Consider the following 24,635-nt stretch of genomic DNA (forward strand, 5'->3'; position numbering starts at 1 on the left):
TGTCTATCCATTTTTTCAATGCAAAATAAGTTTTGGATATTTATTATGAAAGAATTATGATGAGGTGAACATATATGGAAGGCGTAGTATTATTACATAAGCCAAAAGGCATGACATCACATGATTGTGTATTTAAATTAAGAAAGATTTTACGTGAGAAACGAATTGGTCATACGGGAACATTAGATCCAGATGTAACGGGTGTATTACCGATTTGTGTTGGTAAAGCAACGAAAATTGCACAATTTTTAACAAGTGAGACGAAAACGTATGAAGGTGAAGTAACATTAGGATTTTCTACGACGACTGAAGATGCTTCGGGTGAAGTTGTAGAAACGAAAAATGTGGATCGTGTTATTACACGAAAAGAAGTAGAAAATGTTCTTGCAAAGTTAACAGGAACAATTGAACAAATGCCACCGATGTTTTCAGCTGTAAAAGTAAACGGGAAAAAACTATACGAATATGCTAGAGCAGGTCAAGAGGTTGAACGTCCAGTTCGTACAATTACAATTCACGAATTTGTATTACTTGATGAACGTGAAGTTTTTGAAGGGGAAAACATTTCATTCCGTTTCCGTGTAACGTGTAGTAAAGGAACATATGTAAGAACGCTAGCGGTAATGATTGGTGAAAAACTTGGTTTTCCATCACACATGTCCCATCTTGTAAGAACAGCATCTGGTGAATTTTTACTAGAAGATTGCATATCATTTGAAGAAATTGAAGAAAACGTGCAAAATGGAACAGTAGAGTCTATCTTTATTTCAATCGACGAAGCGTTAAGTAAGTTTCCAAAAATGGTTGTAGATGAAAAGCAAGCAGAAAAAATAAAAAATGGTATGTTCTTAAAGAATGAATTAGAAATAACAGCACCATTTATTACAGTATTTGATAAAAATGATTGTTGCTTGGCGATTTATGAGCATCATCCAAAACACCCTGGTATGCTAAAGCCAATGAAAGTACTTGTGAATAATCAAGAACTAAAGCTATAATGAATTATCGGAAGGATTATTACAGAAAAAGGTGAATTCAAGCGTGAAACTTATTCATTTAACTCATCCACATGAACAAAATAAATTAGAATTACCACCTACTGTAATGGCATTAGGATTTTTTGATGGCATTCATTTAGGACATCAATGTGTGATTCGAACTGCGAAGCAAATAGCGGATGAACGGGGATATAAAAGTGCAGTTATGACATTTTATCCTCATCCATCTGTTGTTTTAGGAAAAAAGGAAGCGCATGTGGAGTATATTACACCAATGCGTGATAAAGAAAAAATAGTCGAAAGTTTAGGAATCGATATATTATATGTTATTAAATTTGATGAATCATTTGCAGGATTATTACCACAACAATTTGTAGATGATTATATTATTGATTTAAACGTAAAGCATGTAGTAGCAGGCTTTGATTATTCATATGGACGTTTAGGAAAAGGGAAGATGGAGACTTTACCATTTCATGCAAGAGGGGAGTTTACACAGACCGTGATCGAAAAAGTTGAATATCAAGAAGAAAAAGTAAGTTCTACTTCATTACGAAAGTTAATTCGAAATGGAGAAATGGAGCAGATTCCATCTATTTTAGGGAGAGCTTATACGGTAGAAGGAACAGTTGTGCACGGCGACAAGCGTGGACGCCAAATTGGCTTTCCAACTGCAAATGTAGGTTTAAGTGATGAATATCTACTTCCGCCAATAGGTGTATATGCAGTGAGATTGAAAGTTCACGATGAATGGCACGATGGCGTATGTAATATTGGATATAAACCAACTTTTAAAGAGAATGAGCGCCAATTATCTATTGAAGTACATCTATTTGAATTTAATAAAGATATATACGATCAAAGTGTCACGGTGGAGTGGCATATACGTATAAGAGAAGAAAAAAAGTTTAATGGTATTGATGAGTTAGTTGCACAAATCGCGAAAGATAAGAAAATCGCCCAAGAATATTTTTCAAGCGCAAAGAATATACTTGCTTTTTCAAATGAAAAGTAGTATTCTATGTTATGTACTTTATGACAACCATTGCTTGGCATTGCGACTCACCGACGCTTGCTAGGTAATTGGGGGTTTAATTATTAGGAGGTGAAATAGGATGGCTTTAACACAAGAGCGTAAAAATGAAATCATTGCACAATTTAGAACTCATGAGACTGATACTGGTTCTCCAGAGGTTCAAATTGCTGTCCTAACGGAGCAAATTAACACTCTAAACGAGCACTTACGTACTCACAAGAAGGATCATCATTCACGTCGTGGTCTATTAAAGATGGTTGGTAAACGTCGTAACTTACTTACTTACCTTCGTAATAGCGATATCACACGTTACCGTGAATTAATCACAAAGCTTGGCTTACGTCGATAGTCAGAGAAGCGGGAATATTCCCGCTTTTTTGTTAGGTAAAAATATATCTTCTACTCTTTATAGCTTATTAAATTTTCGGCAATACTAGAGGAAAGAATATTGTGATATACTATCCATTTACATAGAAGAATTGAATATTTTAAATTGAGAGGGGTACTTAAATGAGTCAGGAAAAGCAAGTCTTCTCGATAGATTTAGCTGGTCGTCAGCTAACAATTGAAACAAGTCAGCTTGCAAAACAAGCGAACGGAGCAGTATTAGTAAGATATGGCGACACAGCAGTTCTATCTACAGCAACTGCATCAAAAGAGCCAAAAAATGTAGATTTCTTCCCACTTACAGTAAACTATGAAGAGCGTTTATATGCAGTTGGAAAAATCCCAGGCGGTTTTATTAAGCGTGAAGGCCGTCCAAGTGAAAAAGCAATTTTAGCAAGTCGTTTAATTGACCGCCCAATCCGTCCGCTTTTCGCAGATGGTTTCCGTAATGAAGTACAAGTTGTCAGCATCGTAATGAGTGTTGATCAAGACTGTTCTTCTGAGATGGCAGCTATGCTTGGTTCTTCATTAGCATTATCTATTTCAGATATTCCATTTGAAGGTCCAATCGCAGGTGCGACAGTAGGTCGTATTAATGGCGAGTTCGTTATTAATCCAACAGTAGAACAGCAAGAACAAAGTGATATTCACCTTGTTGTAGCTGGTACGAAAGATGCAATTAACATGGTTGAAGCAGGAGCAGATCAAGTGCCTGAAGAAACAATGTTAGAGGCAATTATGTTTGGTCATGACGAAATTAAACGTCTAATTGCATTCCAAGAAGAGATTGTACAAGCTGTTGGTAAAGAGAAAACAGCAGTGAAACTTTATGAAGTAGATGCTGATCTTAATCAAGCTGTACGTGAAATGGCTGAGAAGGATATGCATTCTGCAATTCAAGTGCACGAAAAACATGCACGTGAAGATGCAATTAATGAAGTGAAAAAGCGTGTAATTGAGCATTACGAAGTTCAGGAAGTTGACGCTGATACATTAGGACAAGTAAGTGAAATTTTATATAAAATTGTAAAAGAAGAAGTACGTCGTCTTATTACAGTTGAAAAAATCCGCCCAGATGGTCGTAAAGGTGACGAAATTCGTCCTTTAGCATCAGAGGTTGGTATTTTATCGCGTACACACGGTTCTGGTTTATTCACACGTGGACAAACACAAGCGTTAAGTATTTGTACATTAGGCGCATTAGGCGATGTGCAAATTTTAGATGGTCTTGGTGTAGAAGAGTCAAAACGCTTCATGCATCATTATAATTTCCCATCATTTAGTGTTGGTGAAACAAGACCGATGCGTGGACCAGGTCGTCGTGAAATTGGTCACGGTGCATTAGGAGAACGTGCTCTTGAGCCTGTAATTCCATCTGAAAAAGATTTCCCATATACAGTACGTCTTGTATCTGAAGTTTTAGAGTCAAACGGTTCTACTTCACAAGCAAGTATTTGTGGTAGTACTTTAGCGATGATGGATGCTGGTGTTCCACTTAAAGCTCCAGTTGCAGGTATTGCAATGGGTCTAGTTAAATCTGGTGAGCATTACACAATTTTATCTGATATTCAAGGTATGGAAGATCATTTAGGTGATATGGACTTTAAAGTAGCCGGTACAGCAAAAGGTGTAACTGCACTGCAAATGGACATTAAAATCGATGGTCTATCTCGTGAAATTTTAGAAGAGGCATTACAACAAGCGAAAATTGGTCGTGTGCACATTCTAAATCATATGTTATCTGTTATTGCAGAGCCACGTACTGAATTATCAGCTTACGCTCCAAAGATTATTACAATGACAATTAACCCAGATAAAATCCGTGACGTTATTGGACCAAGCGGTAAACAAATTAATAAAATTATTGAAGAAACTGGTGTTAAAATTGATATCGAGCAAGATGGTACGGTATTTATTTCATCAATAAATCAAGAAATGAATGACAAAGCTAAGAAAATTATCGAAGATATCGTTCGCGAAGTACAAGTAGATGAAATCTACGAAGGAAAAGTAAAACGTGTTGAGAAATTCGGTGCTTTCGTTGAATTATTCAGTGGGAAAGATGGATTAGTTCACATTTCTGAACTTGCACTTGAACGTGTAGGTAAAGTAGAAGACGTTGTGAAAATCGGTGATGTAATTACAGTTAAAGTTATCGAGATTGACAAGCAAGGTCGCGTAAATCTATCTAGAAAAGTATTGCTAAAAGAAGAGCAAGAAAAAGAAGCTGCTAAAGAAGAAAACAAGCAAGAGCAGCAATAAGTAAAAGCCAGTTAAACTGGCTTTTTTTGTTATGTAAAAATATGATTTACATATATTTTTATGTCAGTATAGGTATAGTTTTCATTATAACGCTCAAATTAACAAAGATAAGAAGAAAAATGTTTTTTATATAGTTAATGGGAGGGTTTATATGAAAGCTCGTATATGGGCATACATATGTATATTTTCTTTATATGTCAGTTTAGGCTCTTATTCCGTTTTTGCACAGGATAATTTGTATGAAGAAATTCAACAACATGCAAAACAATATGAGATTGCGCCTCAAAATGCGATAATTGATAAAATATGGAAGGCAACACCTGGATATAATGGAAGACAAGTGGATATTGGAGCATCTTATAATAATATGAAGAAGCGAAAGGAATTTGATCAGGAATATCTTGAATTCAAGGAAGTATCACCAAGTGTCCACCTAGAAGATTTATCACCAGCCCCAATTTATAGGGGACATCCAAACAAAAAGATGGTGGGATTAACAATAAATGTGGCATGGGGAAATGAGTATTTACCTCGTATATTAGAGATATTGAAAAAACATGATGTGAAGGCGACTTTCTTTTTAGAAGGACGTTGGGTCAAAGAAAATTTACGATTTGCAAAAATGATTGTTGATGCAAATCAAGAAGTCGGAAATCACTCTTACACACACCCTAATATGAAAACGCTATCGTCTGGTGAAATACGAGATCAGTTACAAAAAACAAATCGAATGATAGAAGCTGCTACGAATCAAAAAGTGAAATGGTTTGCTCCGCCAAGTGGCAGTTTTCGAGATGAAGTAGTGAAAATAGCAGATGATTTTCAAATGGGGACGATTATGTGGACAGTAGATACGATCGATTGGAAACGACCAGAGCCAGACGTACTATTGCAGAGAGTAATGCGAAAAATACATCCAGGTGCTATCGTATTAATGCATCCTACTTCATCTACAGCAGAAGCATTAGATACAATGATTACAAAATTGAAGGAACAAGGATATAAAGTAGGGAATATAACAGAATTATTGGATGAAAAACGTGTAGATTAAATACATTTGCATGACATTCATCCTTAAACTTGTTATCATTAAATAATAGCATTTATTTAGAGAAACTGGCAGTAGGAGGAAAGTTTTTGATTAAAAAATATACGTGTAAAAATGGTGTAAGAATTGTTATGGAGAATATACCAACTGTGAGATCGGTTGCGATTGGTATATGGATCCATGCAGGTTCAAGAAATGAAAATGAAAAAAACAATGGAGTTTCGCACTTTTTAGAGCATATGTTCTTTAAAGGGACAGAAACACGTAGCGCGCGAGAAATTGCAGAATCATTTGATAGCATTGGCGGACAAGTAAATGCTTTTACTTCAAAAGAATATACATGTTACTATGCAAAGGTGTTAGATGAGCATGCTAAATACGCGTTAGATGTTTTAGCAGACATGTTCTTTAATTCAACATTTGATGAGGAAGAACTGAAAAAAGAGAAGAATGTTGTATGTGAAGAAATAAAAATGTACGAAGATGCGCCAGATGATATTGTGCATGATATGTTAACGAAAGCAACATATGAAACGCATCCGCTTGGATATCCTATTTTAGGAACAGAAGAAACACTTGAAACATTTACAGGTGATACGTTACGTCAATATATAAAAGATCATTACACACCTGAAAATGTAGTTGTATCAATTGCAGGAAATATTGATGAATCATTTTTACAAATTGTAGAGCAATATTTCGGTAATTACGAAGGCACAACAAATCGTGAACAAGTACATAGCCCAATTTTCCATTTCAATAAAGTAGCACGTAAGAAGGAAACAGAACAAGCTCATTTATGTTTAGGATATAAAGGCTTGCAAATGGGACACGAAGATATTTATAACTTAATTGTATTAAATAATGTTTTAGGCGGTAGTATGAGTAGCCGTTTATTCCAAGAAGTACGTGAGCAACGAGGATTGGCATACTCAGTATTCTCTTATCACTCTTCTTATGAAGATACAGGGATGTTAACGCTTTACGGTGGAACAGGTAGCCAACAATTAGATACACTGTATGAAACAATGCAAGAGACGTTAAATACGTTGAAAAATACAGGTATTACAGAAAAAGAGCTTGTTAATAGTAAAGAACAATTAAAAGGAAACTTAATGTTAAGTTTAGAAAGTACGAATAGTCGTATGAGCCGTAACGGTAAAAACGAATTACTTCTTCGTAAACATCGTTCTCTTGATGAAATAATTGAAAGTGTAAATACTGTAACAAAACAAAATGTAGACGAGTTAATTCGTAATATGTTTACAGATGAATTCTCTGCGGCACTTATTAGTCCGGATGGAAAACTACCAAAAGGAATGAAACTTTAGTTGGTTTTATGATTCATTCCTTTTCGAGAATAATCGTATCTCATTTATATGGGGTACGGTTATTTTTTTTATATATGCAGAATAGGTACTTATTATAGGAGGCTTTTATAAAAAGATAAGGGGGAGATTTCATGCGCTTAAGTGAATTAAGTGGTAAAGAGATTGTGGATTTAGAAAGAGCGGAAAAAATGGGAGTTTTAGGTCACGCAGATGTAGAAATTAATGAGCGAGACGGACGAATACAAGCTCTTATTATACCGCTTGGGAAATGGGGAGGCTTTAAAAGAGAACAGCAAGAAGTGAGGGTGGAATGGAACCAAATTAAGAAAGTGGGACATGATATGATAATTTGCGATTTTACAAATCATACAAAGTCAGAATGAAAGATGACCATTTTGGTTGTCTTTTTTCTTATTTTTATATAGAGCAGATAAAACATGTGTGCTTTTTGTTTTTCAATCACCTCAAACTCGTACATTACATATGATGTGGAGGAAAAAGAAAAAGTAGGCATTTTTCTTATAAATGAAAGAAAAAGAAGGTGAATTAGGGAATGTTGACTGAGATGCATATCGCTGTCATAGGAGGAGATGCACGGCAGCTAGAAGTAATTCGCAAGTTAGTTGAACTAGATGCGAAACTTTCATTAATAGGGTTTGAACAGCTAGATCATGGCTTCACTGGGGCAGCAAAAGAAAGTATACAAGATTTAAATTTCACTGCTTTAGATGCCATTATTTTGCCAGTTGCAGGGACGAATGCCAAAGGAGAAGTAGATACTATTTTTTCAAATGAAAAAGTTTCTATAACGCAAGAGCAAATTGAAAAGACACCAGAACACTTTACTATATATTCAGGTATCGGAACACCTTATTTGGAGAATCTTGTATCTACTACGAATCGAAAACTTGTAAAATTATTTGATCGTGATGATGTTGCAATTTATAACTCTATTCCGACTGTAGAAGGTACACTAATGATGGTTATTCAACATACTGATTATACAATCCATGGATCAAATGTAATGGTTTTAGGGTTTGGTAGAACTGGTATGAGTGTAGCGAGAGCCTTTCAATCATTAGGAGCACATGTCAAAGTAGGAGCGAGACGATCGGAACATATTGCTCGTATTACAGAAATGATGTTTTCTCCTTTTCATATGCAAGACATAGAAAAAGAAGTAGGTAATATCGATATTGTGATTAACACAATTCCGCATCTCGTTGTGACAGCGAATGTTATTTCAAAAATGCCAGCTCATACGTTAGTAATTGATTTAGCTTCTAAACCAGGCGGTACCGACTTTAGATATGCGGAAAAAAGAGGGGTCAAGGCGTTGTTAGCACCTGGTTTGCCGGGTATTGTTGCTCCGAAAACAGCCGGACAAATTTTAGCGAACGTTCTTTCTCAGTTACTAGCAGAAGGTGCAATAGCAAGAAAGGAGAATGGGGAATGAATTTAAAAGGGAAAAGAATAGGATTTGGTTTTACAGGTTCACATTGTACGTATGAGGAAGTGATGCCTCATTTAGAAAAATTAATTGCTGAGGGAGCAGAAGTACGTCCCGTTGTTTCTTACACTGTTCAATCAACAAATACTAGATTTGGAGAAGGAGAAGAGTGGATTAAAAAGATTGAAGAAATAACAGGTTTTAAGGCAATTAATTCAATCGTTGGCGCAGAACCACTAGGACCTAAAATCCCACTAGATTGCATGGTGATTGCACCACTAACAGGAAATTCTATGAGTAAATTTGCAAATGCAATGACAGACTCTCCGGTACTAATGGCAGCAAAAGCGACGCTAAGAAATGGCAAACCTGTCGTATTGGCTGTTTCAACGAATGATGCTTTGGGATTAAATGGGGTAAACCTCATGCGTCTAATGGCCACAAAAAACATCTACTTCGTCCCATTCGGCCAAGACGCACCAGAGAAAAAACCGAACTCAATGGTAGCTCGCATGGAGTTACTAGAAGATACAGTATTAGAAGCACTGCAAGGGAAGCAATTGCAACCAGTTGTTGTAGAAAAATTCAGATATATGAATTAAAAAACGAAAAAAAACGTACAATTTTTGATGAAACCATCATTCTTACTGTAGAATATGATAAAATTAACGTTATTAAGATTAGAAGGGGTATTCTATACTCCTTCTAATTCTAAGTTATAGAAGGATTGGTATCTAGAAAGGGGCATAGTGATGGAAAAGCAAAAAACTTTTCATGTCGCTGTAGTTGGAGCAACCGGCGCAGTTGGTGAACAAATGTTAAATACTTTAGAGAAACGAGAATTTCCAATCGGGAAATTAACGTTACTTTCATCTAAACGATCTGCAGGTAAGAAACTTGTATTTAAAGGCGAAGAATTTACAGTTCAAGAGGCAACTCCTGAAAGTTTTGAAGGAGTAGATATCGCACTATTTAGTGCTGGTGGATCTGTATCGAAACAATTAGCGCCAGAAGCAGCAAAGCGCGGTGCGATTGTTGTTGATAATACAAGTGCATTCCGTATGACAGAAAACGTGCCACTTGTTGTACCTGAAGTAAATGAAAACGACTTAAAAGAACATAATGGTATTATTGCAAATCCGAACTGTTCTACAATTCAAATGGTAGTAGCTCTTGAGCCAGTTCGTCAGCAATATGGTTTAAAACGAGTAATCGTTTCCACATATCAAGCTGTATCAGGTGCTGGTGCGGCAGCGATTGAAGAACTTCATGAACAATCACAAGCAATCTTAAATGGCGAAGAAGTTAAGGCGAATGTTTTACCTGTATCAGGTGATAAAAAACATTACCAAATTGCTTTTAATGCGATTCCACAGATTGATAAGTTCCAAGATAATGGATTTACGTTTGAAGAAATGAAAATGATTAATGAAACGAAAAAAATTATGCATATGCCTGAATTAGAAGTAGCGGCAACATGTGTACGTTTACCAGTTGTATCAGGGCATTCTGAGTCTGTTTACATCGAAGTAGAAAAAGAAGGCGTAACAGTAGAAGAATTAAAGAGCTTACTTGCAAATGCGGAAGGTATTGTTCTGCAAGATAATCCAGAAGAGCAGTTATATCCAATGCCAGCTACTGCAGTAGGTAAAAACGAAGTATTCGTTGGAAGAATCCGTAAAGATTTAAATAACGATAAAGGATTCCATCTTTGGGTCGTATCTGATAACTTATTAAAAGGCGCTGCATGGAATTCTGTTCAAATTGCAGAGCGCTTAGTAAAATTACAATTAGTGTAAACGGCTAAGAGAAGGTGCAAAATATGAAAATAATTGTTCAAAAATTTGGTGGCACATCAGTACGTGATGAAAATGGACGTAAGCATGCGCTTCATCATATAAAAAAATCGTTAGCTGCTGGTTATAAAGTAGTTACTGTCGTATCTGCTATGGGCCGTAAAGGTGAACCATATGCAACGGATACGTTATTAAGTCTTGTAAATCAAGAGAAATCTAATATTTCTAATCGTGAGCAAGATTTATTATTATCATGTGGAGAGTTAATCTCTGCAATTGTTTTCTCTAATATGTTGAATGAGAACGGCATTAAAGCAGCGGCATTAAATGGTGCACAAGCTGGTTTTGTAACAAATGATGATTTTACGAATGCGAAGATTATTGAAATGAATTGCGATCGTATACATGAAGAGTTACAAAGTTTAGATGTAATCGTCGTTACAGGATTCCAAGGGCAAACGAAAAAAGGTGATACGACAACACTTGGACGCGGAGGTAGCGATACTTCAGCTTCAGCATTAGGTGTTGCGCTTCATGCTGAATATATTGATATCTTCACAGATGTAGAAGGTGTTATGACTGCGGATCCTCGTATTGTAAAGGATGCACGCCATCTTCAAACTGTAACGTATAACGAAATTTGTAACATGGCTTATCAAGGTGCAAAAGTCGTTCATCCACGTGCAGTTGAAATTGCGATGCATGCAAAAGTACCTCTTCGTGTACGTTCTACGTATTCTGATAGTGAAGGTACGCTTATTTCAGCATCTGATGGTGCTACAAAAGGCCGTGATGTCGAAGAACGTCCTGTTACAGGTATTGCACATGTATCAAATGTGACGCAAATTAAAGTGCTTGCAAAAGAAACGGCATATGATTTGCAACAGCATGTGTTTAAAGAAATGGCGAATGAAGGAATAAGTGTCGATTTAATTAACATTTCACCTACTGGAGTAGCTTATACGGTGAGTGATAATGTATCAAGTCGTGCAGTTGAATTATTAAAGAACCTTGGATATGAGCCAATTGTGACAGAGCATTGTGCAAAAGTATCTATTGTAGGAGCTGGAATGGCAGGATACCCAGGGGTTACTGCGAAAATCGTTACAGCTTTAGCTGAAAAAGGTATTCAAATTCTGCAATCAGCAGATAGTCATACGACAATTTGGGTTCTTGTAAAAGAAACCGATTTAGTGGAGGCTGTAAATGCATTACATAGTGCGTTTGAGCTTTCAAAAGAAAAGCAACTGGAACAATAAGGAGTGAGACCATGATAGATTTTGGGACAATTGCAACTGCGATGGTAACACCGTTTGATATAAACGGGAATATCGATTTTGCAAAGACAACGAAATTGGTAAATTATTTAATTGATAACGGTACAACAGCAATTGTGGTAGGAGGAACGACAGGTGAATCTCCTACACTAACATCAGAAGAAAAAGTAGCGTTATATCGCCATGTCGTATCTGTTGTCGATAAAAGGGTGCCCGTAATCGCTGGAACAGGTAGCAATAATACACATGCCTCTGTTGACTTAACTAAAAAGGCAACAGAAGTTGGTGTTGATGCAGTTATGCTAGTGGCGCCGTATTATAACAAACCGAGTCAAGAAGGAATGTATCAGCACTTTAAAACGATTGCTGAAAGCACGCCACTTCCGGTTATGCTATATAACGTTCCAGGGCGATCTATTGTACAAATCTCCGTTGATACAGTTGTTCGTTTATCAGAAATCGAAAACATTGTTGCGATTAAAGATGCAGGCGGCGATGTGTTAACAATGACAGAAATCATTGAAAAAACAGCGGACGACTTTGCAGTATACAGCGGTGATGACGGTTTAACGTTACCGGCTATGGCAGTTGGAGCGAAAGGTATCGTTTCGGTAGCATCTCATGTTATTGGAAACGAAATGCAAGAAATGATTGCAGCGTTCCAAGCAGGAGAATTTAAGAAGGCGCAAAAATTACATCAATTACTTGTAAGAGTAACGGATTCATTATTTATGGCGCCAAGCCCAACTCCAGTAAAAACAGCGTTACAAATGGTTGGATTAGATGTAGGTTCTGTACGTTTACCACTTCTTCCATTAACAGAAGAAGAAAGAGTAACGTTACAATCTGTAATGCAATCCATTCCTCGTTAATAAAAAATGACCTAGTTTGAAACTAGGTCATTTTTATTTTTTTAACTAACTGTAGTAACATTCCTTAGAGCTAATAGGATGTAGGGGAAGAGGAAATAACATTTAATTAGTTATATATTGATTGCGTAGTTAATATATTATGGAACATTGTTAATGCATATAGTCTTATATTCATGCAAAGAAATCGCATGAATATTTTTCCATTAAACTCTTGTGGAGTAGGAAAAGTAAGAAAGGTGATATGAATTTCACCCTCGTAAATTATAACCTCATTTTAGTGTCTTCTCTTGTCTTTCGCATAATTTAACTTGTGTTCTATTTCTTGTATCAGGTATAATATGGCTAAGTAGCTTAGTACGGGTATGCTTAGCAAAATTGGGAAAAATTATGATTCAATGAAATTTTCATATCATATCGAATAAGATATTTGATTTATATAATGAAAGAGAGGTGAAACCTGGTTTAAAAAATAAACAAGGACATGATATCGCATAACGGTAAGGACATTCGTCTTGGACGGTGAATATATGGTGGTTGTAGAGTTTCCCCTGGTGTCTCTACAATTTTAGTGAAATCAGTGTTTGCAAGATTTTTAAACCAGGCAACAACATGAAGAGAAAAGAGAATGAGTCTGTTAAAGTATTTGCTCTTGGTGGAGTAGGTGAAATCGGGAAAAACATGTACTGTGTTGAAATTGATTCTGAAATCTTTATTGTAGATGCAGGATTAATGTTCCCAGGAGATGAAATGTTTGGAATTGATATCGTTATTCCTGATATTACATACTTAGTGGAAAATCAAGAGCGAGTAAAAGGTTTATTTATTACTCACGGTCATGAAGATCATATTGGTGGAATTGTTTATGTACTTCGTAAATTATCTATTCCAGTATATGCAACGAAATTAACAGTAGGACTTATACAAGAAAAACTTGGCGAAGCGGGCATGTTAGGCCGTGTAGACTTAAAAACAATAGATTCAAATTCAACAGTAGATTTTAATACTACAACGGTGTCATTCTTTGGAACGACACATAGTATTCCGGATTCTGTTGGTGTTTGTTTCCATACATCAAAAGGTGCTGTAGTGTATACAGGGGACTTTAAATTTGATCAAACTCCAATTGGAAATAATGGAGCAGATCTTGGGAAAATGGCGCAAATCGGGAATGAAGGCGTACTTTGCTTATTATCTGATAGTACAAACGCTGAGCGTCCAGGCTACACAGGTTCGGAAAAAGAAGTTGGTGTAGAAATTTCTAAAGTGTTCTACGGTGCAGAAGGTCGTATTATCGTTGCTTCATTTGCATCGAATGTACATCGTATTCAACAAGTATTTGACGCGGCTGCCGAAACAGGAAGAAAAGTAGCGGTAGTAGGACGTAGTATGGTGAAAGTAGTAGACATTGCAAGACGTCTTGGTTATTTAGATGTTCCAGAAGGTATGGTTATTTCATTACAAGAAGTAGATAATTTCCCAGAGAAAAAGGTAGCTATTTTAACGACAGGTAGTCAAGGTGAACCGATGGCAGCCCTTTCTAGAATGGCGAAGCAAGCTCATAAACAAATTTCAATTCGTAAAGGTGATACGGTTATTATTGCAGCTTCACCAATTCCAGGAAATGAAATATCTGTATCAAAAATTATTGACTTGTTATTTAGAGCTGGAGCCGAGGTTGTTTATTATGGTGAAAGAAAAGTACACGTTTCAGGTCACGGTAGCCAAGAAGAATTAAAACTAATGTTAAATTTAATGAAGCCGAAGTATTTTGTACCCGTACATGGTGAGTTCCGTATGCAAAAAGCACATGCATATTTAGCGGAAGATGTAGGTATTGCGAGAGAAAATATCTTTATTGTAGAAAAAGGCGATGTAATTGCTTTTGGCGATGAAGAAGCAAACTTAGTTGGTAAAGTGCAAGCGGGCAATGTTTTAATTGATGGATTAGGTGTTGGCGACGTTGGTAATATTGTTCTTCGAGATAGAAAGATGTTATCTCAAGATGGAATTTTAGTTGTTGTTGTGACACTTGGTAAAGATGAAAAGAAAATAATCTCTGGTCCAGAAATTATTTCACGCGGTTTCGTATATGTACGTGAATCAGAAGCGTTGATCGAACGATCTACAGATATTGTACGTATGATTGTTGAACAATCTATTAAAGAATATTCAATTGAATGGTCTATGTTAAAACAAAATATTCGTGAATTATTAGGGCAGTTCTTGTACGAAGAAACGAAGAGAAAGCCAATGATTTTACCGATTATTATGGAAGTATAAAGAAGATCACCTTTACAGGTGATCTTTTTCTTTTTTAACCCTATCGCATGAAATTTATAACTTAAGAAATAATAGTTATATAAGAGTGAAAGGGGATGCGATATGACAGAACGTGACCGTTATATAAATGAAGAAAAAGAAGCTGAGCCGAAAGAAATTCCGAAAGAAGCTTCTATAGTGGAGAAAATTCAACAACTTGGACAGACGAATGTCCCGCAAATGAATGAATCGCGTATTCATTGTTTAACAATTGTTGGACAGGTGGAAGGCCACATTCAGTTGCCACCACAAAATAAAACAACAAAATATGAGCACATCATTCCGCAAATTGTCGCGATCGAACAAAATCCGAAAATTGAAGGCTTACTTTTAATATTAAATACAGTTGGAGGTGACGTTGAAGCTGGATTAGCAATTTCTGAAATGGTGGCTTCGCTTTCAAAACCAACTGTCTCTCTTGTTTTAGGAGGAGGGCATTCAATTGGTGTACCGATTGCGGTCTCAACTGATTATTCATTTATTGCCGAAACAGCGACGATGACAATTCATCCGATTCGTTTAACAGGTCTTGTTATAGGTGTGCCGCAAACATTTGAGTATTTGGATAAAATGCAAGAAAGAGTCATTCGATTTGTGACAAAGCATTCGAAAGTAACGGAAGATCGTTTTAAAGAGCTTATGTTTGCAAAAGGGAATTTGACGCGAGATATTGGGACGAATGTAATAGGTGGAGATGCGGTGAAGTATGGTCTTATAGATGATGTCGGTGGTATTGGTAGCGCACTTAGAAAATTAAACGAATTAATTGACGAACGCAAGGATAATAGTGCAGAAGGGACAATGCTACAATGATTTTATATACAATTATGCCAGAGCAACTTGTATATCCGGCTGATTATTCACAATGTGAAAGTCAAAAAGTTGTGAATGTAAACGGCGTGGAATTAATGGTCTCTGAGGAGGATAATCAATGTTATTCTATTGTACGTGTGTTAAGTACGAATCCGTCTCACTACTTAGAGTTTGAGCCTGGACAGAAAATTACCTTTTAGCAAAAAGAAGGATTTTGTTTAGGAGCTATGGTATAATATAAAAAACAAGACGGTTGAGCAGCCATGAGTAGGCTGCTTTCTTCTGTTTATTTAACATTTTACAAGAAGTGTAAAAATAGAAGATATAAAGACCAGAAAATAGAGAGAAAGACATATAAGTAGAGCTTTTTTAGGAAGTTGTACTTAATTTTTAGAACACGAGGTGAAGAAATGGCAAAACAAAAGCAAAGAGGGACGAAGGCTAAGGCAAGACGTACGATAAAGCCAACTTTGTATTATGAAATCGTCGGGTTGACTCTTTTTGCACTTTCGATTATTACGATTTTACAGCTAGGTGTTGTAGGGAAATCGTTTGTGTTATTTTTTCGCTTCTTCTTTGGTGAGTGGTACATAATTGGTGTGTTAGGTGTAATAGCTTTATCTGTTGCGTTTGTAATAAAGCGTGGATGGCCAAACCTTTTAAATAAACGGCTAATAGGTGTTTATTTAATTGTACTAGCAATATTAATGTTTAGTCATATTACATTATTTAACCTTCTTACGAAAGATGGAGCTGTGCAAAATACTTCTGTAATTGTTAGTACAAAAGATTACTTCTTCCTTGAAATGAAAAAGGGCCCGGATAGTGTTCATTTAGGTGGTGGTATGTTCGGTGCACTTATGTTCGCAACGTGCTACTTCTTATTTGACGAAGTAGGGGCATATATCATTGGAATTATTTTAGTTATTCTTGGAATACTTTGTATAACAAATAAGCATATTGGAGAAGTACTTGCTCCGGTAGGGAGAATTCTTAGAAGTCAATTTCAAGTAATGCAAGGGGATTATAAAGATTGGAAATCTCAAAGGGTCGCTGAGCAAACTGAAAAGAAAAAAACAACAAGAAGCAAGAGGCGTGAACGTGTTGCTGAACAAGAAGAAGCTATTGAGCCAGTAGAAGAGATAGAAATTGGTCCGCCAATTATTTCAAATTTTACTGAGAATTATCCAGTAAGCGAAGAGACGGAAAAGCAAATAGAAGAAAATGATTTAATCACTTCTCCGTTTATTGAAGAGGCAGTTCCGCCTACGCCAGAAGAACAACCTCAAAAGAAACGAGGAGAAAAAATAGTTGAATCGCTAGAAGGCGAAACGAAAGCACCTCCTATGCAATTTTCTAATGTGGAAAATAAAGATTATAAGCTTCCTTCGCTTGATATATTAAAGTTTCCCCAAAATAAGCAAGTTACAAATGAAAATGCGGAAATTTATGAAAATGCTCGTAAATTGGAACGTACATTCCAAAGTTTTGGTGTGAAAGCGAAAGTAACAAAAGTACATAGAGGTCCTGCAGTTACGAAGTATGAAGTGTATCCTGATATGGGAGTAAAGGTAAGTAAAATTGTTAGTTTAAGTGATGATTTAGCGCTTGCTTTAGCAGCGAAAGACATTCGTATTGAAGCACCTATTCCCGGGAAATCAGCTGTTGGGATTGAGGTTCCGAATTCAGAAGTTTCTATGGTAACGCTTAGAGAAGTTCTTGATTCAAAGGCGAATAACCACCCAGAAGAGAAGTTATTAATTGGTCTTGGACGTGATATTACAGGAGAGGCTGTATTGGCACGTTTAAATAAAATGCCCCATTTATTAGTAGCTGGTGCGACTGGTAGTGGGAAGAGTGTATGTATTAATGGAATTATTGTAAGTATTTTAATGCGTGCGAAACCACATGAAGTAAAATTAATGATGATTGATCCGAAAATGGTAGAGTTAAATGTATATAACGGTGTTCCGCATTTATTAACACCAGTTGTAACTGATCCGAAAAAAGCGTCACAGGCTTTGAAGAAAGTTGTGAGTGAAATGGAGCGTCGTTATGAATTATTTGCTCATAGTGGCACACGTAACATTGAAGGATATAATGATTATATTAAAGAACACAATAGTCAATCGGAAGCGAAACAACCTGAATTACCATATATTGTAGTGATTGTGGACGAGTTAGCTGATTTAATGATGGTTGCTTCATCGGATGTAGAAGATGCAATTATGCGTTTAGCACAAATGGCACGTGCTGCTGGTATTCATTTAATTATTGCGACTCAGCGCCCATCAGTTGATGTTATCACGGGTGTTATTAAAGCGAATATTCCATCGCGTATTGCATTTGCTGTATCTTCGCAAACGGATTCGCGTACAATTCTTGACGGTGGTGGCGCAGAGAAGCTACTAGGTCGTGGAGATATGTTGTTCATACCAATTGGTGCATCGAAACCTGTTCGTGTACAAGGGGCGTTTTTATCAGATGATGAAGTTGAGAGAGTCGTAGAATCTGTTATTGCGCAACAAAAAGCGCAATATCAAGAGGATATGATTCCGCAAGATATTCCTGAAACAAAGCAGGAAGTAGAAGATGAATTATACGATGAAGCGATTCAGCTTGTAGTAGAAATGCAAACAGCATCTGTGTCTATGTTACAACGTAGATTTAGAGTAGGATATACGCGAGCGGCTCGTTTAATCGATGCCATGGAAATGAATGGTGTAGTAGGTCCTTATGAAGGTAGTAAACCGAGAGAAGTACTCATTAAAGATGTGCAAGAAAAAAGTTCTTGAAAAAAAGCCTAATTGTTTTTACAATTAGGCTTTTTTATATGCTGTTTTTGTTATATACTATAGTCAACATAAAAGAAAGGGCTTACATAACGAGGTACTCTTTAGAATACGAATGCTTATTGTTTTGATTTTCGAAACGTTCGATATTTAATGTAGAAAAATGTTGAATTCTGTTGACACATATGGGAGCAAGTGGTAAGATTACTTCGAAAAGAATCACTGCCTCATATAATCTTGGAGATAAGGTCCATAAGTTTCTACCTGGCAACCATGAATTGCTAGACTATGGGGGAAAAGTGTGTAACAAAGGATGTAAGGGATCTTTGTGCCGAACTTTTTCTCGATATGAGGAATGTTTATGGTGCAAAGTTTTTTTTATAGAATAAAGAGTGAAAATTTCATCTTGAAAAATTATTAATATTTGTTCGATAATTACACTTATTTTTAGTATTTAGTAATTATGCTGTGTTGTAAGTTGAAAAAAGAGAAAAGAAGTCTTACATCAGAGGTCGAATAATTGAAATGCGGGGGAGTCTTATGTCAGTAAAATCCGATAGTCGTCACCTATATTTGCGGGTGATTGATCACATCAAAGGAAAAATTAAAGATGGGGCTTATAAAGAAAAGCAAAAGTTACCTTCAGAGTTTGATCTAGCGAAAGAGCTTGGTGTAAGTAGGGCAACTTTAAGGGAAGCACTACGTATTTTAGAAGAAGAAAATGTTGTTATTCGTAGACATGGTGTAGGGACGTTTGTAAATGCGAAGCCGTTATTTTCTTCTGGAATAGAGCAACTTTCTAGTATTACAGATATGATTTCTAGTGTGGGGAAAACACCAGGAACAATCTTTTTATCATCATCTACAACAACTTTAACAGAAGAAGAAAAAGAGAAGTTTAATTGTGAAGATGGATTTAGTGCGGTAATGATTGAGCGTGTTCGTACAGCGGATGGGGAACCAGTTGTATATTGCATTGATAAACTAGCGAAAGAGATATTACCAGATTTATCGGGGTACAATGAGGAATCGCTGCTTACAGTTATACATAATAATACGCATAAGCGTATCACGTACGCAGTTGCTCATATTGAACCGATTGGTTATCATCCGAAAATCTCACCGATTTTAGAATGTGAACCTGAAACGGCACTGCTAGTTTTAAAACAAATGCACTATGATCAAAATGATGAGCCAATCTTATATTCTATTAATTACTTTAGAGCTGATAAGTTTAGCTTCCACGTATTAAGAAAACGTATGTAAGGAAGTTCCTTTTTAGGGAGGTGACAGCAAGAAGTAAGGGACAGCGGCGTATGAATCATTAGACAAAACATTTCAGGAGGGGTTTCTAGTATGAAGAAAAAAACAGGTCTTTTATTATCGTTAACGTTAGCAGCAAGTACAGTGTTAGGTGCATGTGGTAACTCGGATAAGGCGAGCAGTGACAAGAAAGACACGAAAGACAATAAAGACTTCAAAGTTGGTTTGGTAACAGACGTTGGGGGCGTTGATGATAAGTCATTTAACCAATCTTCTTGGGAAGGATTACAAAATTTTGGTAAAGAGAATGGATTAAAAGAAAAGACAAATTATCGTTATCTACAGTCTGAAAAAGAAGCTGATTATATTCCGAATTTGAAAAAGTTCTCAAAAGATAAATATGATTTAACTTTCGGAATTGGTTATAAATTAGAAGGTGCAATTAAAGAAGTTGCAAAAGAAACTCCAAAACAACAATTCGCAATCGTTGATACTGTTGTAGATGCACCAAACGTAACAAGCATTACATTTAAAGATCATGAAGGATCATTCCTTGTAGGTGCAGTAGCAGCTATGTCAACAAAAACGAATAAAGTAGGATTTGTTGGTGGAATGAAGAGTGATTTAATTAGTAAATTCGAAAATGGATTTAAAGCAGGTGCAAAGGCAGTAAATCCAAATATTGAAATCGTATCTGAATATGCAGAAGCATTTGATAAACCTGAAAAAGGTACAGTTCTTGCTTCAGCAATGTATGGTCAAGGCGTAGATGTAATTTATCATGCTGCTGGTGGTACAGGTAACGGTGTGTTCACTGAAGCGAAAAACCGTAAGAAAAAAGGTGAAAACGTTTGGGTAATCGGTGTTGACCGTGACCAAAACCAAGAAGGTATGCCTGAAAACGTAACATTAACTTCAATGGTAAAACGTGTAGATATCGCTGTTGAAAAAGTAGCACAAGAAGCGAAAGACGGTAAATTAAAAGGCGGTAAAGTAGAAGCGTTTGGCTTAAAAGATGACGGCGTTGGTATTGCAAAAACAACTGACAACGTGAAAAAAGTTAACCCTGAAATTCTAACAAAAGTAGAAGAGTTTGAAAAGAAAATTACAGATGGTGCAATTAAAGTACCAGCTACAGATAAAGAGTATAAAGAATATGAAGCTTCTCTAAAAAAATAAATAGAGAAATAGCAAAGGTTAGTTCATAGAACTAACCTTTGTATGTATAAAACTTCCGAATTGCTTAATAAGTTAATAGTGTAATAGGGGAATGTTCCCTGTTAAAAGGAGGAACACAATGGAATACGTAATTGAGATGAATAATATTACGAAAGTATTCCCAGGCATTGTAGCGAATGATGATATTACGCTGCAAGTAAAGCAGGGAGAAATACATGCTTTACTTGGAGAAAATGGTGCAGGGAAATCCACATTGATGAATGTACTATTTGGTTTGTACCAGCCAGAACAAGGCGAAATTAAAATTAAAGGAAAACCTGTAAAAATTACAAATCCGAATATAGCAAATGACCTTGGTATTGGAATGGTCCATCAGCACTTTATGCTTGTTCATAATTTTACAGTTACAGAGAATATTATTCTCGGAAACGAACCGAAGAAAAAAGGGAAAATTGCTGTGGAGGAAGCTGCTAAAGAAATTCAAAAACTGTCTGAACAATACGGTTTAGCTGTAGATCCATATGCAAAAATACAAGATATTTCTGTCGGTATGCAACAGCGTGTTGAAATTTTAAAAACACTTTACCGCGGGGCAGAAATTTTAATATTTGATGAACCGACAGCTGTGTTAACACCACAAGAAATTCATGAGCTAATTCAAATTATGAAAAAGCTTGTGCAAGAAGGTAAATCTATTATTCTTATTACACATAAGTTGAAAGAAATTATGGAAGTTTGCGATCGTTGTACGATTATTCGTAAAGGAAAAGGGATTGGAACGGTTGACGTTGCAAATACGGATGAAAATAAACTTGCAGAATTAATGGTCGGACGTCAAGTGAATTTTAAAACAGAAAAAATAGACGCGAAGCCAAAAGAAGAGGTACTTTCAATTGCAAACCTTGTTGTTCACGATGCGCGTCAACTACCTGCTGTAAAAGGCCTTGACTTAACTGTTCGTGCGGGGGAAATTGTTGGGATTGCAGGGATTGATGGAAACGGACAAAGTGAATTAATAGAAGCAATTACTGGTTTACGAAAAGTTGAGTCAGGTTCTATTGCAATTAGAGGGAAAGAAATAACGAATTGGCCTGTTCGAAGAATCACAGAAGAAGGAATTGGTCATATTCCAGAAGATCGTCATAAACACGGACTCGTTCTTGATTTTTCTGTTAGAGATAATATAGTTTTGCAAACGTACTATAAAAATCCGTTTTCAAAGAAAGGGATTTTAAATTTCAGTAAAATTACAGAAAAAGCAAAGGCACTTATTGAACAGTTTGATGTACGTACACCTAGTGAGCAAACGTTAGCTCGTGCACTATCTGGGGGAAACCAGCAAAAAGCAATTATTGCACGTGAAGTAGACCGTGATCCAGATTTATTAATTGCAGCACAGCCAACACGTGGCTTAGATGTAGGGGCAATTGAATTTATTCATAAGAGATTAATAGAGCAAAGAGATAAAGGAAAAGGTGTATTACTTTTATCACTAGAGTTAGAGGAAATCTTAAATGTTAGCGATCGAATTGCTGTTATTTATGAAGGGGAAATTGTAGCAATTGTTGATGCGAAAGAAACGAATGAACAACAGCTTGGATTGTTAATGGCTGGAGGAACAAAGAAAGAGCAGGTGGGTACAAATGGCTAAAAAACTTTTAACAGAACGAACGATAAATATTTTAGTCCCAGTACTATCCGTTATTTTCGGCTTACTTGTAGGAGCAATTGTAATGCTAGTTAGTGGCTATGACCCAATTGTTGGTTATAGTGCACTTTGGACAGGAATGTTTGGTAGCCCAAGTGCGATTGGTGAAACGCTTCGTACAATGATACCGCTTATTCTTGCTGGTTTATCGGTGGCGTTTGCATTTCGTACAGGTTTATTTAATATCGGGGTAGAGGGTCAATTGTTAGTTGGTTGGCTTGCAGCGGTTTGGTTCGGTTATGCAGTCTCACTACCAGCTGTTCTTCACATTCCATTATCTATTTTATTCGCAGCATTGGTAGGCGGAATTTGGGGTTTCATCCCTGGATATTTAAAGGGAAAGTTTCAAGTTAATGAAGTTATTGTAACAATTATGATGAACTATATCGCGTTATATGTAACATACGACATTATTAAGCGTTTCTTACACGAGGGTAATGATAAAACGTACGACATTAAAGAGAGTGCGTCATTATCTTCAGACTGGCTTGCTTCCATTACTGACGGTTCACGCCTTCACTGGGGAATTATTGTAGCAATTTTAATCGCTATTTTAATGTGGTTCTTATTAGATCGAACAACTTTAGGTTATGAATTAAAGTCGGTAGGATTTAATCAACATGCTTCTCAATATGCAGGTATGAAAGTTTCTCGTAATGTAGTATTTTCCATGACAATTGCTGGTGCATTTGCAGGGATTGGTGGAGCGATGGAAGGGTTAGGAACATTCCAAAGCATGACAGCGATGTCTTCGTTTACAGGGGTAGGATTTGATGGGATTGCCGTAGCGTTACTTGGTGGAAATAATCCGTTTGGCATTATCCTTTCAGCTTTATTATTTGGTGGTTTGAAAAGTGCTTCCCCTCAAATGAACTTTGAGGCAGATGTGCCATCAGAGCTTATAAACGTAATTATTGCATGTATCATCTTCTTTGTTGCATGTAGTTATGTGTTAAGATGGGCGCTTACACGCATGAGCAAGGAGGGGAAATAAATGAGCTTTTTAGATATATTAGCCATTCTTGTGACGGGTACGTTATATACATCAGCACCTATAATTTTCACAGCACTAGGTGGTGTATTTAGTGAACGATCGGGTGTTGTAAATATCGGATTAGAAGGACTAATGCTATTTGGTGCATTTATTGGAGTTGTTACAAACTTATTAATGGGTGATACTTGGGGAACGATGACTCCGTGGATTGCGTTATTATTTGCGGCAATTGGCAGTGGGTTATTTGCATTGCTTCATGCAGTAGCATCTATTACATTCCGAGCGGATCAAGTTGTAAGTGGTGTAGCAATTAACTTCTTATCTCTTGGTTTAACAGTATTTGCAATTAAGAAGATCTTTGATAAAGGGCAGACTGACTTTATTCAGTACCGTATTGAAAAGATTGATATTCCAGGTCTTTCGGATATTCCAGTTATAGGGAAAATATTCTTTTCAAATGTACCAATAACGTCGTATATTGCGATTATTTTAGCATTTGTTGTTTGGTATGTTATTTATAAAACACCGTTCGGTCTTCGATTGCGTGCTGTTGGTGAACACCCAATGGCAGCGGATACGATGGGGATTAACGTATATAAAATGCGCTATATCGGCGTTTGTATATCAGGGGTGTTTGCTGGAATTGGTGGGGCGATTTTTGCAATGTCAATTTCTAATAACTTCTCAGGGGCAACTATTACAGGACAAGGTTTCTTAGCTTTAGCTGCTATGATCTTTGGAAAGTGGAATCCACTAGGCGCACTAGGTGCAGCTCTATTCTTTGGTTTTGCTCAGTCTCTTAGTGTAACCGGTGGAACAATTCCTGTATTAGACCAAATTCCAAGTGTTTTATTAACGATATTACCGTATGTATTCACAATATTAGCACTTGTTGGTTTTGTCGGCCGATCTGAAGCTCCGAAAGCATTAGGAACGCCTTATGAAAAAGGAAAACGATGAGTATTTAGAAAGTATAAGAAAAGCTCGCACATTAGTGCGGGCTTTTTTACATAGAATATATTTAATACGGAAATTTACTATGTTCCTTACATATTAAAGTTTTTAGAAAGACTCAAATGTAAGCATAATAAGGAAGAAAAGTTGATTTTT

The 24,635-nt window shown here is 36.4% G+C and carries 21 protein-coding genes and 1 riboswitch; all 21 genes read left to right on the plus strand.

Annotation, left to right across the window (positions count from 1 at the left end):
• The first annotated feature begins 74 nt into the window (after positions 1-74).
• The 21 genes from truB to JDS80_RS03720 all read left to right on the plus strand — a co-directional run bounded on the left by truB (position 75) and on the right by JDS80_RS03720 (position 24,485).
• Positions 75-998 (plus strand): tRNA pseudouridine(55) synthase TruB, encoded by a 924-nt coding sequence (truB, locus tag JDS80_RS03620; RefSeq protein WP_071746777.1) that lies wholly within the window; start codon positions 75-77, stop codon positions 996-998.
• Positions 999-1,041: 43 nt separating this feature from the next.
• The gene (ribF, locus tag JDS80_RS03625) at positions 1,042-2,013 is read left to right on the plus strand and encodes a bifunctional riboflavin kinase/FAD synthetase (protein WP_071746776.1); all 972 of its coding nucleotides are present in this window, start codon (positions 1,042-1,044) and stop codon (positions 2,011-2,013) included.
• Between the two features lie 100 nt (positions 2,014-2,113).
• A complete protein-coding gene (gene rpsO, locus JDS80_RS03630; protein ID WP_001229392.1) occupies positions 2,114-2,383 on the plus strand; it encodes a 30S ribosomal protein S15 in 270 nt (89 codons plus the stop codon).
• Positions 2,384-2,544: 161 nt separating this feature from the next.
• Positions 2,545-4,683 (plus strand): polyribonucleotide nucleotidyltransferase, encoded by a 2,139-nt coding sequence (gene pnp / locus JDS80_RS03635; protein WP_071746775.1) that lies wholly within the window; start codon positions 2,545-2,547, stop codon positions 4,681-4,683.
• Between the two features lie 151 nt (positions 4,684-4,834).
• Positions 4,835-5,734 carry a polysaccharide deacetylase family protein gene (locus tag JDS80_RS03640; RefSeq protein WP_071746774.1) on the plus strand — a complete coding sequence of 300 codons (900 nt, stop codon included), beginning with the start codon at positions 4,835-4,837 and terminating at the stop codon, positions 5,732-5,734.
• A gap of 86 nt (positions 5,735-5,820) precedes the next feature.
• Positions 5,821-7,062, plus strand: coding sequence for a M16 family metallopeptidase (locus JDS80_RS03645; protein ID WP_071746773.1), 1,242 nt, complete (start codon positions 5,821-5,823; stop codon positions 7,060-7,062).
• A 131-nt stretch (positions 7,063-7,193) separates the two neighbouring features.
• On the plus strand, positions 7,194-7,445 hold the full coding sequence (locus JDS80_RS03650) for a YlmC/YmxH family sporulation protein (RefSeq protein ID WP_071746772.1): 252 nt from the start codon (positions 7,194-7,196) through the stop codon (positions 7,443-7,445).
• Positions 7,446-7,615: 170 nt separating this feature from the next.
• A complete protein-coding gene (gene dpaA / locus JDS80_RS03655; protein WP_071746771.1) occupies positions 7,616-8,518 on the plus strand; it encodes a dipicolinic acid synthetase subunit A in 903 nt (300 codons plus the stop codon).
• On the plus strand, positions 8,515-9,114 hold the full coding sequence (gene dpaB / locus JDS80_RS03660) for a dipicolinate synthase subunit B (RefSeq protein WP_001049482.1): 600 nt from the start codon (positions 8,515-8,517) through the stop codon (positions 9,112-9,114). Before dpaA ends, dpaB begins: the two co-directional genes overlap by 4 nt.
• Positions 9,115-9,264: 150 nt before the next feature.
• Positions 9,265-10,311 carry an aspartate-semialdehyde dehydrogenase gene (asd, locus tag JDS80_RS03665; RefSeq protein ID WP_071746770.1) on the plus strand — a complete coding sequence of 349 codons (1,047 nt, stop codon included), beginning with the start codon at positions 9,265-9,267 and terminating at the stop codon, positions 10,309-10,311.
• 23 nt (positions 10,312-10,334) lie between these two features.
• Positions 10,335-11,567: an aspartate kinase gene (gene dapG, locus JDS80_RS03670; RefSeq protein WP_071746769.1), complete on the plus strand. Its 1,233-nt coding sequence runs from the start codon at positions 10,335-10,337 to the stop codon at positions 11,565-11,567.
• Positions 11,568-11,578: 11 nt separating this feature from the next.
• A complete protein-coding gene (gene dapA, locus JDS80_RS03675; protein WP_071746768.1) occupies positions 11,579-12,457 on the plus strand; it encodes a 4-hydroxy-tetrahydrodipicolinate synthase in 879 nt (292 codons plus the stop codon).
• A gap of 609 nt (positions 12,458-13,066) precedes the next feature.
• Positions 13,067-14,737, plus strand: a complete 1,671-nt coding sequence (locus tag JDS80_RS03680) for a ribonuclease J (protein ID WP_071746767.1) — start codon at positions 13,067-13,069, stop codon at positions 14,735-14,737.
• 102 nt (positions 14,738-14,839) lie between these two features.
• Entirely contained in the window at positions 14,840-15,589 is a 750-nt protein-coding gene (tepA, locus tag JDS80_RS03685; RefSeq protein ID WP_071746766.1) for a translocation-enhancing protein TepA, read from the plus strand.
• Positions 15,586-15,789, plus strand: coding sequence for a YlzJ-like family protein (locus tag JDS80_RS03690; protein WP_000605032.1), 204 nt, complete (start codon positions 15,586-15,588; stop codon positions 15,787-15,789). Before tepA ends, JDS80_RS03690 begins: the two co-directional genes overlap by 4 nt.
• Before the next feature lie 210 nt (positions 15,790-15,999).
• On the plus strand, positions 16,000-18,384 hold the full coding sequence (locus tag JDS80_RS03695; protein WP_071771495.1) for a DNA translocase FtsK: 2,385 nt from the start codon (positions 16,000-16,002) through the stop codon (positions 18,382-18,384).
• 204 nt (positions 18,385-18,588) lie between these two features.
• Positions 18,589-18,690: riboswitch (purine riboswitch) on the plus strand.
• Positions 18,691-18,921: 231 nt separating this feature from the next.
• The gene (locus tag JDS80_RS03700; protein ID WP_002121705.1) at positions 18,922-19,647 is read left to right on the plus strand and encodes a GntR family transcriptional regulator; all 726 of its coding nucleotides are present in this window, start codon (positions 18,922-18,924) and stop codon (positions 19,645-19,647) included.
• 90 nt (positions 19,648-19,737) lie between these two features.
• A complete protein-coding gene (locus JDS80_RS03705) occupies positions 19,738-20,823 on the plus strand; it encodes a BMP family lipoprotein (protein WP_071746764.1) in 1,086 nt (361 codons plus the stop codon).
• Between the two features lie 118 nt (positions 20,824-20,941).
• Positions 20,942-22,474, plus strand: a complete 1,533-nt coding sequence (locus JDS80_RS03710; protein WP_199637102.1) for an ABC transporter ATP-binding protein — start codon at positions 20,942-20,944, stop codon at positions 22,472-22,474.
• Positions 22,467-23,525, plus strand: a complete 1,059-nt coding sequence (locus JDS80_RS03715; RefSeq protein WP_001085263.1) for an ABC transporter permease — start codon at positions 22,467-22,469, stop codon at positions 23,523-23,525. Before JDS80_RS03710 ends, JDS80_RS03715 begins: the two co-directional genes overlap by 8 nt.
• Complete coding sequence (locus JDS80_RS03720) at positions 23,526-24,485, plus strand: ABC transporter permease (RefSeq protein WP_000008852.1); 960 nt, start codon at positions 23,526-23,528, stop codon at positions 24,483-24,485.
• The last annotated feature ends 150 nt before the right edge of the window (positions 24,486-24,635 follow it).

Source organism: Bacillus cereus group sp. N8 (assembly GCF_016483685.1).
GTDB classification, from domain to species: Bacteria; Bacillota; Bacilli; order Bacillales; family Bacillaceae_G; genus Bacillus_A; species Bacillus_A proteolyticus.